Below are 14268 nucleotides of genomic sequence, written 5' to 3'. Positions count from 1 at the left end.
GATGGCGGACATCCTGATCACCGGGGCCGGCAGCGGGCTCGGCCGGGGCGCGGCGCTCGGGCTGGCCCGCGCCGGCCACCACGTGATCGCCGCGGCACAGATCTGGCCGCAGGTCCGCGAGCTGCGCGCCGAGGCCGAACGGGCCGGCGTCGCGCTGGACGCGATCAAGCTGGACGTCACCGACCCGGCCGACCGGGCCGCGGCCGCCCGCCACCGTGTCGACATCCTGGTGCTCAACGCGGGCCTGCAGGAGGCCGGCGCGGTGGTGGAGATCCCGATGGAGCGGGTCCGCCGCTCGTTCGACGTGAACGTCTTCGGCCACCTGCACCTGGCGCAGGACCTGGTGCCGCCGATGCTGGCCCGGGGCGCCGGCAAGGTGGTCTGGGTGTCCTCGGCGGTCGGCGTACGAACCCGGCCGTTCATCGGCGTCTACGCCGCCACCAAACACGCGATCGAGGCGCTCGCCTGGGCCATGAAGGGCGAGCTGGAACCGCGCGGCGTCCGCGTTGCGGTGATCAACCCCGGCCCGTACCGGACCGGCTACAACGACACCGGCGTGGAGACCATGTCCCAGTGGTGGGACGAGTCCACCGCGCTGCTGCCGCGCCCTGACTTCGGCGACTACCTGGGCCACCAGCGCGACCCCCAGGAGATGATCGACGAGATGGTCCGCGCGGTGCCCGCCGACGACGGGCACGCGTACCGCACCACGTGCCCGCCGTCGCTGCGCGAGCAGCTCAGGGAGTTCGAGTCGCAGGTGTGGGACGCGACGTCGTGACGGCGGTGTCCGGGATGCGCTCCGGGTGGGCACCGCCGGTCAGCCGGGCCGCGGCGAAGCCGACCAGCGGACGGTAGATGCGCACCGAGTCGGCGAGCGCGGAGAAGTGCGAACCCGCGTTGTCGGCGTGGTAGCGGGTGGCGATGTCCACCTGTTCGACCGGCAGCCCGGCGCCCACCGCGCGCAGCAGCACGTCCATCTCGTACTCGAAGCGGTCGCCGGGGACGGTGACCAGCCAGTCCAGCAGCCCGGCCGGGTACGCCCGCAGCCCGGTCTGGGTGTCCCGCACGTCCCGGCCGGTCGCCAGCCGGAACGCGACCCGGGTCGCGGCGTTGCCGAACCGGCTGCGCGCCGGCACCTCGCCGTCGAAGCGGCGCACGCCGAGCGTCATCGCGCCGGTGGCGCGCATCCGCCCGGCCACCCGGCACACGTCCTCCACGCGGTGCTGACCGTCGGCGTCCACACAGGTCACATCGTGTCCCGGGTGGCGCGTGGCGGCGTACCGGAAGCCGGTGCGCAGCACCACGCCCTTGCCCCGGTTGACCCGGCGGCGCAGCACCTCGGCGCCCCGGTCGCGGGCCGCGCGCAGCACCCCGGCTGCGGCCGGGCCGCTGCCGTCGTCCACGACCAGCACCCGCGCCCCGGGCAGCGCGGCCCGCAGGTCGGTGACCAGCGGCGGAAGCCGGTCACCCGGCCGGTACACGGGCACGAGCACGAGCACTGGACCTCCCGGGGTGGACTCGCCCGCCGGCACGGTCCGCCGGGTCGATCGAGGAGCGTCGTACCCCGGGCCCGCGACCGCGAATCACCGCCGGGGCGTGAGGCGTCCGATCCGGTCGGCCGCGCGGCTCAGCGCGCGCTCGCGGCGCAGCGACGCCTCCGGGGTACGCACGCCGAGATAGCCGAGCCGGCTGAGCGCGCGGACGGCCCGCTCGCGCCGGGCCGGCACCGGGTCGGGCGCGGTCACCGGCACGTCGGCCAGCGCCGGGCCGGTCAGGCCGAGCACGCGCGCGGCGAGCAGCCGGACGCGGGGCAGGTGCCACGGGTGCGTGACCAGCCCGAGCGGGCGCCGCGCGGTGAACTCGGCCGCGCCGAGCAGCCCGTCCTGCACGGTGTGCGCCAGGTTCTGCAGCGTGGTGCGGGACCGGGTCTCGGCCGCCGACCGGGCGTACGCGTCGAGGCCGGCCTCGCGCGCCAGCGCCCGCATCAGCTCGCCCTCCCGGAATCCGGGCGGCGGACCGGGCGCCCCGGCCGGGCCGTGCGGCCAGCCGCCGGTGAACACGACCCGGGCGCCGGGCGCGCGGCGGAACTCGTCGGCGTGCGCGCGGACGTACGCCACCGCGGCCTCGGTGCGCGCGATGCTCTCGGCGGTGAGCCGGTAGCCGTCGTCGCCGGCCACCACGCCACGCCCGAAGACCAGCAGCACGGTGGCGGTCGGCGTCATCCCCTCACCGTACGTGTCACTCCTCTTCCGGGGGCCAGGGCGGCGTGCCGACGCCGGTGATGCGCACCCCGCCCCACGGGTCCACCTCGGTCAGCCGGGCCCGGGTGACCCGCTCGCCGATGCGGATCTCCACGTCGCGGCGGCCGGAGCGCAGCAGCCGCACCAGGCGTGGCTCCGGCTCGACGCGCCCGGCCCAGTGGTAGCGGCCGTCGACCGGCTCGAACCGGCCGCCGGCGTGCAGCCGTACCGGGGTGCCGGCGATCTCGGCCGTGCCCTGCCAGGTCACCTGTCGATCCGTTCGTGCGCGCGGGTCAGCTCCGGCGGCAGGTCCGCGCCCCGGCGGACCCCCTCGATGCCGCTCCACAGCAGCGTGGTCAGGTACTCGGTGAGCGCGGACCGGTGGATCGGCTGCCCGTGCGTGGTCCACCAGTCGCCGACCGCCTGCACGAACCCGACCAGCCCGTACGCCCACGGCTCGGCCGGTCCGGCGTCGAGACCGAGCGCGCGCAGCCGGTCGCCGATGACCCGGGCCAGCCCGGTGGCCACCTGCCGGCTGGTGCCGGCGACCACCTGCTGGATGCCGGGATGGCCGGACTCGTGCACCAGGAACCGGTAGAGCGAGGGCTCGAACTCCACCACGCTCAGGTACGCGTCGATCGTCGCCTCGACCAGCGCCCGCTCCTCGCGGACCTGCTCCACGGCGGGCGCGACGGCGGCCACCACGCGCGCCGCGACCACCTCGCTGACCGCGAGCCAGAGCTGCGCCTTGTCGGCGAAGTAGCGGTAGAGCACCGGTTTGCTGACCCCGGCGGTGGCCGCCACCTGGTCCATGTCGACGTTCGGGCCGTGCCGCAGCAGCGCCTGCACGGCGGCGGCGATCAGTTCCTGGCGGCGCTGTTCGCGGTGCTCCGCCCAGCGGTCACGCCGCCCTCCGGACCGTGGCGGGGACGGCTCCGGCGAGGGGTCGGGGCCATTGACATCGGTGGTGGTGCGTCGCATGCTACCACTCGTAACAGTTACTGGAAGTTACGTCAATATGGAGGGGTCATGGCCGGATTCCCGCGCGAGGCGGTAGCCGCCCGCCTCCTCACCGCCTCCGTGCGTACCAGCTACGACCCCCTGGTGGACGTCGACTGGTCGGCGCCGCCAGTGCCCGGCGCGTACTGGCTGCCGCCGCAGCGCAGCAGCCTCTACGGCACGCCACTGTGGGACGGGCTGACCGAGGAGCAGCGGGTCGAGCTGACCAAGCACGAGGTGGCCAGCGCCGCCAGCGCCGGGATCTGGTTCGAGACGATCCTCATGCAGATGCTGATCCGGCACTACTACGACGCGGATCCGACCAGCCGGCACGCCCAGTACGCGCTGACCGAGGTCGCCGACGAGTGCCGGCACTCCATCATGTTCGGCCGGCTCATCGAGGCCACCGGCGCGCCCGTCTACCGCGCCGAGCCCGTCGACCACCTGCTCGGGCGCTGGCTCAAGGCCACCGCCACCGGCCCGCAGATGTACGCGGCCATCCTGATCGCCGAGGAGATCCTCGACTCGTTCCAGCGCGAGATCATGGCCGACGAGTCGTTGCAGCCGCTGATCCGGATGGTGTCGCGCATCCACGTGGTGGAGGAGGCCCGGCACGTGCGCTTCGCCCGCGACGAGCTGGCCCGGCAGGTGGAGGCGGCCGGGCCGGTCGCGCTCACGTACGCGCGGCTGGTGATCGGGCGGGCCGCGTACTCGATCACGCGGCGGCTGGTGCACCCGCGGGCGTACGCGTCGGTCGGGATCGACCCGGCGGCCGGTCACGCCGCGGCGCGGGCCAACCCGCACTGGCGGGCCACGCTGCGCTGGTCGGCGCAGCGGATCGCCGAGCATCTGACCGAACTGGGTCTGGTGGCCGGGCCGGGCCGGCTGCTGTGGCGCCGGGCCGGGTTGATCGAGGGCTGACCGGCGGCGACCCGAAGGGGAAGGATCGCCGCCGGCCGCCCGGTCAGGAGGTCGGGAAGTTGTCGGGGGTGCGGATCCGGTCGCGCATGTACGCGCCGGACTGCGTCAGCACCGACGTCCCGCTGAACGAGCCGGACGCGCACGTGCCCGGCCGCAGCGCGGCCGAACCCTCGGGGGCGTCGGAGAACGTCCAGTTGGCGTAGCTGATCTTCAGCCGGTCGAGCAGGTCGAGCCAGGCGTTGCTGCTGGCGACGTCGACGGCGCCGTCGCCGGTGTAGGTGACGGTGCCGAACTCGGTGACGAACAGCGGCAGCCGGGAGGCGGCCCGCTGCACCTCGTTGCGGTAGTTGTCCTGGTGCGAGGCGGCGTAGAAGTGGAACGTGTACATGATGTTCTGCGCCCGCACCGGGTTGTTCACGATCTCGTCGGAGTTGCTGCCGTCGGACACGCCCAGCGAGGACCAGCCGCGGGTGCCGACGATGATCACCGCGTCCGGGTCGTTGGCCCGGATCACCGGGATGACCTGCTCGGCGTAGTTGCGGATGGTGGACCAGCTGACCCCGTTGGGCTCGTTGGTGATCTCGTAGATCACGTTCTTCTTGGCCGCGTTGCGCGCGGACACGTTGGCGAAGAACGTCTTGGCCCGGTCCAGGTTGTACATCGGGTCACCGGGGGTCAGCGTGTGGAAGTCGATGAGCGCGTACATGCCCCGGGCCTCGGCCTTGTCCACGAGCGTGTTCACCTGGGCGGTGAAGCCGGCCGGGTTGGTCTCGTAGCCCTGCTCCTGCACGTACATCGAGATGCGCAGCAGGTCCGCCTGCCACTCGTCGGCCAGCACGTCGAGCGAGGTGTCGGTGTAGCAGTTGGCGAACCACTGCAGGCCGTGGGTGCTCATGCCGCGCAGCTGGATCGGCCGTCCGTACTGGTTGCAGAGGTTGACCCCGCAGACCTGGAGCTGGCCGTTGATCGCGACCGGGGTGGTGCCGGTCGGCGGCGGCGTCGTGGGCGGGGGAGTGGTCGGCGGCGGGGGCGTGCTGGGCGGCGGGGTGCTCGGCGGGGGCGTGCCGGTGCCGCCGGTGCAGACCGTGCCGTTGAGCGTGAACGAGGTGGGGTTCGGGTTCGACCCGGTCCAGGAGCCGTTGAAGCCCACAGTGGTGCTCGCGCCGGTGCCGAGCGCGCCGTTGTAGTCCGCGCTGCGCGCGGTGACCGAGGAGCCGCTCTGCTGCCAGGTGGCCGACCAGCCCTGCACCACGCGCTGGCCCCCGTCGGGGAAGGTGAAGCCCAGCGTCCAGTTGCTCACCGGGTCGCCGAGGTTTGTCACCGCGACGGTGGCGGTGAAGCCCCCGGGCCACGAGTTGGTGGTGTAGGTGACGGCACAGCCGGTCGCGGCCATCGCGTTCGGCGACGGCAGGACGGCCGTCGCGGCCAGGGCGAGCGCGCCGACCGCGCCGCCGACGAGCAGGTGCCGCCGGGACGGGCGGGGAATCGAGAACATGCGGGAAGGTCCCATCGCTTGATGGTGATCGGACGGTGCCCGTCGTGAACCTGCCCGGAAAGCCCGACGCGGCGGCCTGGGGGAGCGCTCCCAGGGCGAGCGTAGAGGCGGATGTCGATCCGTGCAACAGCCGGTGGCTCAGCGGCCGCCGCGCCGCCCACCGTAGAGCCGCAGCGCGTTGCAGACGTCGAACACGCCCGGCACGTCCCAGGCCAGCTCGGCGGCGACCAGGCGGGTTTCCGGATCGGCCACCAGGCCGGCGAGGATCACCACCCGGTTCTGCACGGTGACGGTGATCTGCTGCCGCCGGGTGGTCCAGTCGGCGCTGAGCCGCTGGGCGACGAGCGAGGCGAGCCGGGTGTCCGCGTCGTCGGGCTCCGGCTCACGGCCGGTGTACGGGAACTCGGGGTACGGCCAGGGCATCACCACGGGGAGGGCTCCTTCTGTTCGGTCATGACCGCGCGCCGGGACGCGGATCCCGGCGCCGGGGCGCGGCCGTCGACGACTGTGAAGACGCCGTCGAGCCGCATCGTGTGCAGCACGGTGAGCACGAAGCGCGACGGCGACAGCAGGCACAGCCGGCGGCCGTCGCGCCGGGCGTCCTGGTGCGCGCGCACCAGCAGGCCGAGCCCGGCCGAGTCGATCACCTCGAGCGCGGACAGGTCGACCAGTTCGCGGTCGCCGCGCACGGAGCGTTCCGCGATCGCCCGGCGTACCGCCTCGGCGGGATCGACGTCGCCGGCGGCCGGGGTGCCGGCCACCTGCTCCAGGTCCTCGGTGCCCAGGCCGTCCTCGGCGACCGTGGCCCGGACGCTGCACCGGGGGCAGTGGTGCGGGCCGGACGCGAAGGGCGAGCCGACCCAGTCGTGCTCGAACACGAGCGTCCACACCACCTCGGCGTCGGGCAGCGTCGCGCCCGCGCCGGTGACGCTGTCGCCGCAGCCGTCGCAGATGAGCATCATCAGGTGGTCCGCGGGGACGACTGTCACACCTCCTCCTTCCGCCGGGCGCCCGGATCGGGCGCCTGCCGGTCCGCGCCCGTGCCGCCCGCCGTCACCACCGCCAGCACGACCGCCACGGCCGCGAACGCGGTCTGCGTCACCAGGGACAGCAGCGGCGAGGCGTCGGGGCGGCGGTCCACCAGCCCGACCACGATCGCGCCGAGCAGCGCGGCGGCCACGCCGAGCGCCAGCGTCAGCCAGACCGGGACGGCCTTGCGCCCCGGCACGACGAGCCGGCCCACGCCACCGACGGCGAGACCCACCACGAGTGCTCCGACGAGCGTGCTTCCGGTCACGGCCCCTCCTCAGCGGGGTGCGGACGCGACCCGGGCCCGGCCGCGCGCGGCCGGACGGGGCGTGTCGACGACGGGTACGGCGCCCAGCCCGGAGGTCTGCAGGATGCGCCGGATCCGTGGGTGCGGGTTGCTCAGCGTGAGCACGCCGTCCTGCCGCGCCAGCCGCCGGTGCACGTCCAGCAGCAGCGCGACCGCGGCGGCGTCCACATGCCGGCACCCGGCGAGGTCGATCGTCAGCTCGCGGGGGCGCAGCGCGAGGATGCGGTCCAGCACGTGCGCGACCTCGGGCAGCCCGGCGAGGTCCAGTTCGTCGGTGATGTCCACCCGCACGTGCGGCACGGCGGACTCCGGCGGGGACGGCAGGGTAGCGGGCATCAGGTCGCTTCCGTGGCGGGTTCAGTGTCGATCCCCACTCTGCGCAGCGATCTTGGAGGTCCCCGGACGGTTGTATGACGGTTCGATGACAAAAACCACGAACGGCCCACGCGGTTGGGCTACCCGTGCCCGGCCGGTCATGATGCCCATATGACGGCCGTACTGGTGATCGAGGACGACGACCGCATCCGGCTCGCGCTGCAGCTCGCCCTGGAGGAGGAGGGCTACGAGGCGTACGGCGCCCCGACCGCGGAGGACGGGTTGCGACGGCAGCGGGAGAAGCCGTCCGACTACGTGCTCGTCGACCTGATGCTGCCCGGCATGAACGGGTTCGACTGCATCCGCCAGCTGCGCCGCGACGACGACGTGCCGGTCGTGGTGATCAGCGCCCGCGACGACACCCACGACATCGTCGCCGCGCTGGAGGCCGGCGCCGACGACTACGTGGTGAAGCCGGTCGCGATCAAGGAGCTGTCGGCCCGGCTGCGGGCGCTGCGCCGGCGGGTCCGCACCGTGTCCGGGCCCGCCCCCGCCCAGTTCTTCGGCGAGCTGGAGATCAGCGCCGAGGCCGGCGAGGTGCGCCGCTCCGGACGGCCGGTCCCGGTCACCCGCACCGAGTTCCGGCTGCTCTGCGAGCTGGCCGAGCACGCCGGCCGCGTGCTGTCCCGCCAGCAGCTGCTCAGCCGGGTCTGGGGCTACGAGACCGGCGACGAGCGGCTCGTCGACGTGCACGTCGGCCGGCTGCGGCAGAAGATCGAGTCGGACCCGGCGAACCCCCGCCACCTGGTCACCCTCCGCGGCCTCGGCTACAAGCTGCAGCGATGACCCGTCCCGGACTGCGCGCCCGCGTCACCGCGGCGTTCGCCGTCGGCGCGTTGCTGCTGTCCGCGCTGATGGCCCTCTTCTCGTACGACCTGACCCGGCGCTCGCTGCTCGACGAGCGGGAGCGCACCGCGGTGCGGGTCGCCTACTACGACGCGGCGGTGGTCCGCTCCGGCCTGGACACCGGCACGCCGGACGTGGTGGCGGTGCTGCGCTCGCTCGACACCGGCAGCGCCCGGCGCCCGCTGCTGCACCTGCCCGACGGCTGGTACGCCCGCACCGCCGACGTGGGCGCCAGCTCCGTGCCGGTGGAGTTGCAGCGCATGGTCGCCGACGGCAAGCCCGCGGTGCAGCGGATCCGCCTCGACGGGCAGCCCGCGCTGCTGGTCGGCGTGCCGCTGCCCGGCGCGCTCGGCTACTACGAGCTGACCTCGCTGCGGGAGGTCGAGGAGACGTTCCAGGTGGTGGGCCTGGCGCTGATCGCCGTGGCGATCATGGTGGCCGGGGCGGGCGCGGCGCTCGGCTGGTACGCCACCCGGCACAGCCTGCGGCCACTGACAGCGGTCGCCGACGCGGCGGAACGGATCGCGGGCGGGGACTTCGCCACCCGGCTCGATCCGACCACCGACCCCGACCTCACCCGCCTGTCCAGCTCGTTCAACGAGATGGTCGACAAGCTGGTGCACCGCATCGAGCGGGACCGGCGCTTCGCCGCCGACGTGAGCCACGAGCTGCGCTCGCCGTTGCAGACGCTGGCCGCGGCGGCGAGCGTGCTGCACCGCCGCCGCGAGCACCAGGACGAACGCACCGCCACCGCCGCCGGCCTGGTGGCCGACGAGGTGACCCGGTTCCAGCGCCTCGTCGACGACCTGATCCAGTTGGCCCGCACCGAGCAGCCGGCGCACCGCGAGACGGTCGACGTGGTGGAGCTGGCCCGGGCCGCCTGCCGGGAACGATCGCTGCCGGAGAGCCTGGTGCAGGTGGCAGGCGACGTCCCGCACGAGTGGTGGGTCGACCGGCGCCGGTTCGCGCAGACGCTGCTGAACCTGGTGGAGAACGCCGAGCGCTACGGCGGCGGCCCGGTCGCCGTACGCCTGGGCGGGGGCGACGGCGTGGGCGTGCTGGAGGTCGACGACGACGGACCGGGCGTGCCGCCGGGCGACCGGGAGATCATCTTCGACCGGTTCGTGCGGGGCCGGGCGGCGCACGACCGCGCCGGCACCGACGGCACCGGACTCGGCCTCGCCCTGGTGGCGCAGCACGCCGACGCGCACGGCGGGTCGGCGCGGGTGCTGGACCGCGCGCCCGGCGCCCGTTTCCGGGTCGAGCTGCCCGGAGCGCTCCGGTGAGCCGGCGGCGGCTCGCGCCCGCCCTGCTCGCCGTGGCGCTGCTCGCCGGCTGCGGGGTGCCGGTGGACGACGAGCCCCGGCTCGTGCAGACGCCGCCCGGGGCCTTCCCGACGCCTGCGGTGTCCTCGACCGCCGACGGGGACGGGCGGGTGGACGAGCCGTTCTGCTTCGTCCGGGACGACGGCCTGGTCGTGGTCAACCGCCGGGTGGACGGGCTGCCCGGGGTGGACACGCACCTTCAGCACCTGCTGGCCGGTCCCGGTCCGGGGGAGCGCCGCCAGGGGCTGTCCACGGCGCTGCCGGGCACGGTGGCGGTGGCCGGGGCCACGCTGGCCGGCACCGTGGCGACAGTCGACGTGCGCCAGGCCGGTGAGGAGACCGGCCGCAACGACGAGGTGCTGGCCTTCGGGCAGATCGTGTGCAGCCTCACGCAGCGACCGGACGTGTACAGCGTCGCGTTCCGCCGCGGCGGGCAGCCGCTGGAGGTGCCGCGCGCGGACGGAAGCCTCTCGGTGCTGCCGCTCACCGCTGCCGACTACCGCCCGTTGATGCCACGCTGATCGCCGCTGCTCGCCTCTATGTCCGGATATGACGCTAAATCTCCATCGTCCGTTCGGTTGATTTGGCCATGGCCTTTGGTCTAGTGTGGCTGGCACGACCGGTGTGGGAGGCCACCCGTTCTCCGAGGACAGGAAGGGCAGCATGACCACGATGACCATGGCATCGACCGCGACCGAGGTGCAGCGCGCGCCGCAGACCGGTGAGGAGTCCCGTGCCAGCGAGCTGATCGCGGCGCTCGCCGCGCTGCCCGCCGGCCACCCGCAGCGGGCCGCCCTGCGCAACCAGGTCATCGAGGCGTGGCTGCCGCTGGCGAACCACCTGGCCGCCCGCTACAGCGGGCGCGGCGAGCCGGCCGGCGACCTCGCGCAGACCGCCGCGCTGGGCCTGATCAAGGCGGTGGACCGGTTCGACGCCTCGCGCGGCGTCGACTTCGCCGGCTTCGCCATCCCGACGATCCTCGGCGAGATCAAGCGGCACTTCCGCGACCGCACCTGGAACATCCGGGTTCCGCGCCGCCTGCAGGAGCTGCGGCTGCGCATCTCCGAGGCGAACAGCACGCTGACCCAGACGCTCAACCGGGCCCCGACCGTCGCCGACATCGCCACCCACCTCGACGTCACCGAGGAAGAGGTGCTCGAAGGCCTGGAAGGCGCCCGCGCCTACAACGCGGTGTCGCTGTCCACCCCGATCGGCGACGGCGACAGCGCCACCGAGCTGGGCGACACCCTCGGCGCCGAGGACAACGAGTACGAGCTGGCCGAGCTGCGCGCCTCCCTCGGCCCGGCGCTGGCCACGCTCGACGAGCGGGAGCAGAAGATCCTCACGCTGCGCTTCTACGGCAACCTGACCCAGAGCGAGATCGCGGCCCGCGTCGGTGTCTCCCAGATGCACGTGTCCCGGCTGCTCGCCCGCGCCCTGACCAAGCTGCGCGGCCAGCTCACCGAGGCCTGAGCCACACACGTACCGCGACCCCCGCCGGCCCGTGACGGCGGGGGTCGCGTCGTGTGTCACCAGCGCGACGGCGGTGGCGGCGGCACCAGCGGCGGACGGTCGTCGCAGGTGATGGTGTTCGGCAGCAGCCACGGGGCCAGCCAGCCGCCGTCGTTGCCGCCGAGGTCGGTCAGGGCAAACTCCGACCCGGCCGGGGTGAAGTGGAACGACCCGCAGTTGTTCACGCCGACCGCGCCCACGTTGCGGGCGTCCACGTTCGCGAAGCTCGCCCCGCCCGCCGTACGCGCGCTGACCACCGACGTCCCGGCGCCGTCGACCCGGATGTCCCGGAAGCGGACGTTGTCGATACGGACGCTGTCCTTCACCGGCAGTCGCTGACCAGCATGATCGCGTTGTAGGTGCTGTCCAGGTACGCGTCGCCGCTGACCAGGATGTCCGCGTCGATGCTGCGGTCCAGCGCGTAGAACCAGATCGCGCCGAGGCCGATGTTCCAGTTCAGGTCGTACGTGCCGGCCCGCAGCGCGGTGTTGCCGGTGATCCGCAGCCGGCCGGTGAACGGCTCCGCCCCGAACCGGGAGCCCACCTGGATCGCGCTGCCCTCGCGTACCGGGTCGGCGACCAGGTTGTGCGCGACGGTCAGGTCCGCGCCGCCGTACAGCGCGATGCCGTTGGCGAGCACCGGCGACTGCACCGTGTTGTACGCGAACGTGTTCGACGCGTTCGCCGTGCCCTCCGACCACATGGCGAGGGCGTCGTCGCCGCTGTTGCGGACCACCGAGTTCGTCACCGAGGAGCGGGTGACGCCGGTGTGGAGGTTCAGCCCGTCGGCGATCTGGTCGGCGATCACGGTGTTGGTGACCCGCAGCCCGGTCATCGGCCCGTCGAACCACATGCCGACCTTCGTGTGGTGCAGGTAGAGGCCGTCGATCGTGCTGTGGCTGAGCGCCCCGCCGATGGCGTTGACCTGGTCGGTGTCGATCCGCTCGCGTACGTCGCCCTCGATCGCGAAGCCGGACAGGTGCACGTCGCTGCTGCCGCCGTCGGCGGCGTCGCGGCCGTAGAAGCCGACGCCGGTGTGCCGGGAGCCGTCGGGCGCGGGCGTGTCCAGCGTGACCTCGCGTCCCCGCACGATCGTGTACCAGCTGCCCGCACCGGCGATCGTCACGTCGTCCACGACGATGTGCCGGTTGACCTGGTAGGTGCCGGGCGGCAGGTAGAGCGGGCGGTCCACCCGCCGGGCGTACGCGACGGCCCGGTCGAGGGCGTCTGCGGACTCCCGCCGGCCGGTCGGGTCGGCGCCGAAGGACAGCGCGTTCACCGCGCGGGGGACCACGCGCGGCGGCGCGACCAGGTGCGCGTCCACCAGGTCGATCACCGTCCACGCGGCGGCGGTGCCGCGCGGCGCGGTCAGCCGGACCACCTCACCGGCCCGATGGGTACGGCCGAGCAGCAGCCGCTGCTCATCGTAGAAGTGGTGCGGCCGGAACGGCTTGCTGATCACCGGCGCGGGCGTGGTGGCCGCCGGCACGCAGGAGCACTCGGTGATCCACCAGTCCGGGTGCAGCAGGTCGGCACCGGGGTCGTTGGTGAACGGGTACTGGTTGTAGAGCCAGGCGTACTGCGAGGTCAGCGTCATGGTGCGGGCGGGCGCGTGCCCGACGGACACCCGCAGCGGCGCGGTGATCCCGCCGCCGCCCGGCGCGTCCGGGATGCTGTAGCGCACGGTCAGCGCGTTCGTGGGCCGGGGGAGCGTGAGTTCGACGTGCTGGCCGGGCAGCAGGCGCACGGCGCGGCGGCCGGACGCCTCACCGGCGAGTGTGTACGCCGACCGGTCCGGCCCGATCACGGTGCCGGTGGTCCGGCCGTGTTCCGCCTCCTGCTCGACGTAGTCCACTGTCGCCCCGCGCCCGGCGACGAGCGCGGGGTCCAGCCCGGCGCGGGTCACCACGGGGGCCGGTCCGCGCGGCGGGCCGGCCGTGGCGGCGCCGGGCGGTACGAGCAGGGCGGCGGCGAGCGCCGCCGCGAGGATCCTCGGCACGCTCCGCGACATCGGAGCACCCACTTTCTCGGGGGACGGGTGGCCTCGGCGGCGCAGGCCATCGACAAGGGCCCTCATGTTATTCCGGTGCTCTGTTGCCTTTCACGCATCAATCTGCTCGTATCTTTCGGACCTCTTGTCGCCCGTCCTGGCAAGAACCGACCCGTCCGGCTGTTCATTTCTTGCAAGAATCCGACGTACGATTGCCGCCGTGACGAAGCGCCTGACCGAGGTGGCCCGCAAGGCGGGCGTCAGCGAGGCGACGGTGAGCCGGGTGCTCAACGGCCGCGGCGGCGTGTCCGAGGCGACCCGGACCGCCGTGCTGACCGCCCTCGACGTGCTCGGCTACGAGCGCCCGAGCAAGCTGCGCGGCGAGCGCGCCCGCCTGGTCGGCCTGGTGCTGCCGGAGTTGCAGAACCCGATCTTCCCGGCGCTGGCCGAGGTGGTCACCGGCTCGCTCGCGCAGCGCGGCTTCACCCCGGCGTTGTGCGCCCGCACCATCGGCGGCGTACCGGAGTCCGGGTACGTGGAGATGCTGCTCGACCACCAGGTCAGCGGCGTCATCTTCGCCGGCGGCTCGTACGCGCTCGCCGACGCCTCGCACGAGCACTACCGGCGCCTCACCGACCGGGGCCTGCCGGTGGTGCTGGTGAACGCCGGCGTCGAGGAGCTGGGTTTCCCGCGCGTGTCCACCGACGACGCGGTCGCCGTCGAGCAGGCGTACGGCCACCTGCGCTCGCTCGGCCACGACCGGATCGGCATGGTGCTCGGCCCGGCCGACCACGTGCCCTCGCGCCGCAAGCTCGACGCCATGGTCCGGGCCGCCGGCTGGGGCGAGGACCGGTCCATGGTGGAGCGGTCCAGCTTCTCCATGGAGGGCGCGCGGGTCGCCGCCACGAAGCTGATCGAGCGCGGCGCGACCGGCATCGTCTGCGCCAGCGACGTGCTCGCGCTGGGCACCATCCGGGCCGCCCGGCGTTTGGGCTGCGCGGTGCCGGCCGACGTCTCGGTGGTCGGCTTCGACGACTCGGCGTTCATGACCTGCACCGACCCGCCGCTGACCACGGTGCGCCAGCCGATCGAGACCATGGGCCAGGCCGCCGTGGACCTGCTGGTGACCCAGATCGAGGGCGCCGGGGTGCTGCACGACGAGCTGCTGTTCGAGCCCGAGCTGGTGGTACGCGGCTCCACCGCCCCCGCCCCCCGCCGCTGACCCCGGG

General features: G+C 73.8%; 16 protein-coding genes and 1 pseudogene. 7 read left to right on the top strand and 10 right to left on the bottom strand.

What is annotated here, in order from left to right:
• The first annotated feature begins 1 nt into the window (after position 1).
• Positions 2 to 778 (top strand): SDR family oxidoreductase, encoded by a 777-nt coding sequence (locus O7542_RS11260; protein ID WP_281606190.1) that lies wholly within the window; start codon positions 2 to 4, stop codon positions 776 to 778.
• Here the strand turns inward: O7542_RS11260 and O7542_RS11255 are convergent.
• The 4 genes from O7542_RS11255 to O7542_RS11240 form a co-directional block, all read right to left on the bottom strand.
• Positions 738 to 1493, bottom strand: coding sequence for a glycosyltransferase family 2 protein (locus O7542_RS11255; protein ID WP_233607657.1), 756 nt, complete (start codon positions 1491 to 1493; stop codon positions 738 to 740). The genes O7542_RS11260 and O7542_RS11255 overlap by 41 nt on opposite strands.
• Positions 1494 to 1583: 90 nt before the next feature.
• The gene (locus O7542_RS11250; protein WP_281606189.1) at positions 1584 to 2222 is read right to left on the bottom strand and encodes a YdcF family protein; all 639 of its coding nucleotides are present in this window, start codon (positions 2220 to 2222) and stop codon (positions 1584 to 1586) included.
• A gap of 16 nt (positions 2223 to 2238) precedes the next feature.
• The gene (locus tag O7542_RS11245; protein WP_043324346.1) at positions 2239 to 2508 is read right to left on the bottom strand and encodes a DUF4873 domain-containing protein; all 270 of its coding nucleotides are present in this window, start codon (positions 2506 to 2508) and stop codon (positions 2239 to 2241) included.
• Positions 2505 to 3221 (bottom strand): TetR family transcriptional regulator, encoded by a 717-nt coding sequence (locus tag O7542_RS11240; RefSeq protein WP_030504073.1) that lies wholly within the window; start codon positions 3219 to 3221, stop codon positions 2505 to 2507. The genes O7542_RS11245 and O7542_RS11240 overlap by 4 nt, the downstream gene beginning before the upstream one ends.
• Positions 3222 to 3269: 48 nt before the next feature.
• Here O7542_RS11240 and O7542_RS11235 point away from each other — a divergent pair, with 48 nt between their 5' ends.
• Positions 3270 to 4160, top strand: a complete 891-nt coding sequence (locus tag O7542_RS11235) for a diiron oxygenase (protein ID WP_113973663.1) — start codon at positions 3270 to 3272, stop codon at positions 4158 to 4160.
• A gap of 43 nt (positions 4161 to 4203) precedes the next feature.
• On the opposite strand, the gene O7542_RS11230 is transcribed toward O7542_RS11235, so the two are convergent.
• The 5 genes from O7542_RS11230 to O7542_RS11210 form a co-directional block, all read right to left on the bottom strand.
• On the bottom strand, positions 4204 to 5655 hold the full coding sequence (locus O7542_RS11230; RefSeq protein WP_281606462.1) for a cellulase family glycosylhydrolase: 1452 nt from the start codon (positions 5653 to 5655) through the stop codon (positions 4204 to 4206).
• A gap of 138 nt (positions 5656 to 5793) precedes the next feature.
• The gene (locus O7542_RS11225; protein WP_174535716.1) at positions 5794 to 6078 is read right to left on the bottom strand and encodes a BON domain-containing protein; all 285 of its coding nucleotides are present in this window, start codon (positions 6076 to 6078) and stop codon (positions 5794 to 5796) included.
• Positions 6078 to 6644 carry an STAS domain-containing protein gene (locus tag O7542_RS11220; protein ID WP_281606188.1) on the bottom strand — a complete coding sequence of 189 codons (567 nt, stop codon included), beginning with the start codon at positions 6642 to 6644 and terminating at the stop codon, positions 6078 to 6080. The genes O7542_RS11225 and O7542_RS11220 overlap by 1 nt, the downstream gene beginning before the upstream one ends.
• A complete protein-coding gene (locus O7542_RS11215) occupies positions 6641 to 6952 on the bottom strand; it encodes a hypothetical protein (protein WP_030504078.1) in 312 nt (103 codons plus the stop codon). The genes O7542_RS11220 and O7542_RS11215 overlap by 4 nt, the downstream gene beginning before the upstream one ends.
• A 9-nt stretch (positions 6953 to 6961) precedes the next feature.
• Positions 6962 to 7327, bottom strand: coding sequence for an STAS domain-containing protein (locus O7542_RS11210; RefSeq protein ID WP_043324327.1), 366 nt, complete (start codon positions 7325 to 7327; stop codon positions 6962 to 6964).
• A gap of 150 nt (positions 7328 to 7477) precedes the next feature.
• Between O7542_RS11210 and O7542_RS11205 the strand changes: the two genes are divergently transcribed.
• From O7542_RS11205 to O7542_RS11190, 4 genes are all read left to right on the top strand, one after another.
• Positions 7478 to 8152: a response regulator transcription factor gene (locus O7542_RS11205; RefSeq protein WP_043324324.1), complete on the top strand. Its 675-nt coding sequence runs from the start codon at positions 7478 to 7480 to the stop codon at positions 8150 to 8152.
• A complete protein-coding gene (locus O7542_RS11200) occupies positions 8149 to 9498 on the top strand; it encodes a HAMP domain-containing sensor histidine kinase (protein ID WP_281606187.1) in 1350 nt (449 codons plus the stop codon). Before O7542_RS11205 ends, O7542_RS11200 begins: the two co-directional genes overlap by 4 nt.
• Positions 9495 to 10058 carry a GerMN domain-containing protein gene (locus O7542_RS11195; RefSeq protein WP_064446082.1) on the top strand — a complete coding sequence of 188 codons (564 nt, stop codon included), beginning with the start codon at positions 9495 to 9497 and terminating at the stop codon, positions 10056 to 10058. The genes O7542_RS11200 and O7542_RS11195 overlap by 4 nt, the downstream gene beginning before the upstream one ends.
• A gap of 142 nt (positions 10059 to 10200) precedes the next feature.
• Positions 10201 to 11010 carry a SigB/SigF/SigG family RNA polymerase sigma factor gene (locus O7542_RS11190; protein ID WP_113973657.1) on the top strand — a complete coding sequence of 270 codons (810 nt, stop codon included), beginning with the start codon at positions 10201 to 10203 and terminating at the stop codon, positions 11008 to 11010.
• 56 nt (positions 11011 to 11066) lie between these two features.
• On the opposite strand, the pseudogene O7542_RS11185 reads toward O7542_RS11190, so the two are convergent.
• A pseudogene (locus O7542_RS11185) lies at positions 11067 to 13060 on the bottom strand (glycosyl hydrolase family 28-related protein).
• Between the two features lie 199 nt (positions 13061 to 13259).
• Between O7542_RS11185 and O7542_RS11180 the strand changes: the two are divergent.
• Entirely contained in the window at positions 13260 to 14261 is a 1002-nt protein-coding gene (locus tag O7542_RS11180; RefSeq protein WP_166456037.1) for a LacI family DNA-binding transcriptional regulator, read from the top strand.
• The last annotated feature ends 7 nt before the right edge of the window (positions 14262 to 14268 follow it).

It is taken from the genome of Micromonospora sp. WMMC264 (assembly GCF_027497275.1).
Lineage (GTDB): Bacteria > Actinomycetota > Actinomycetes > Mycobacteriales > Micromonosporaceae > Micromonospora > Micromonospora chalcea.
The sequence above is the reverse complement of the archived record's forward strand: the minus strand, read 5'-3'. Positions and strand labels throughout refer to the sequence as shown.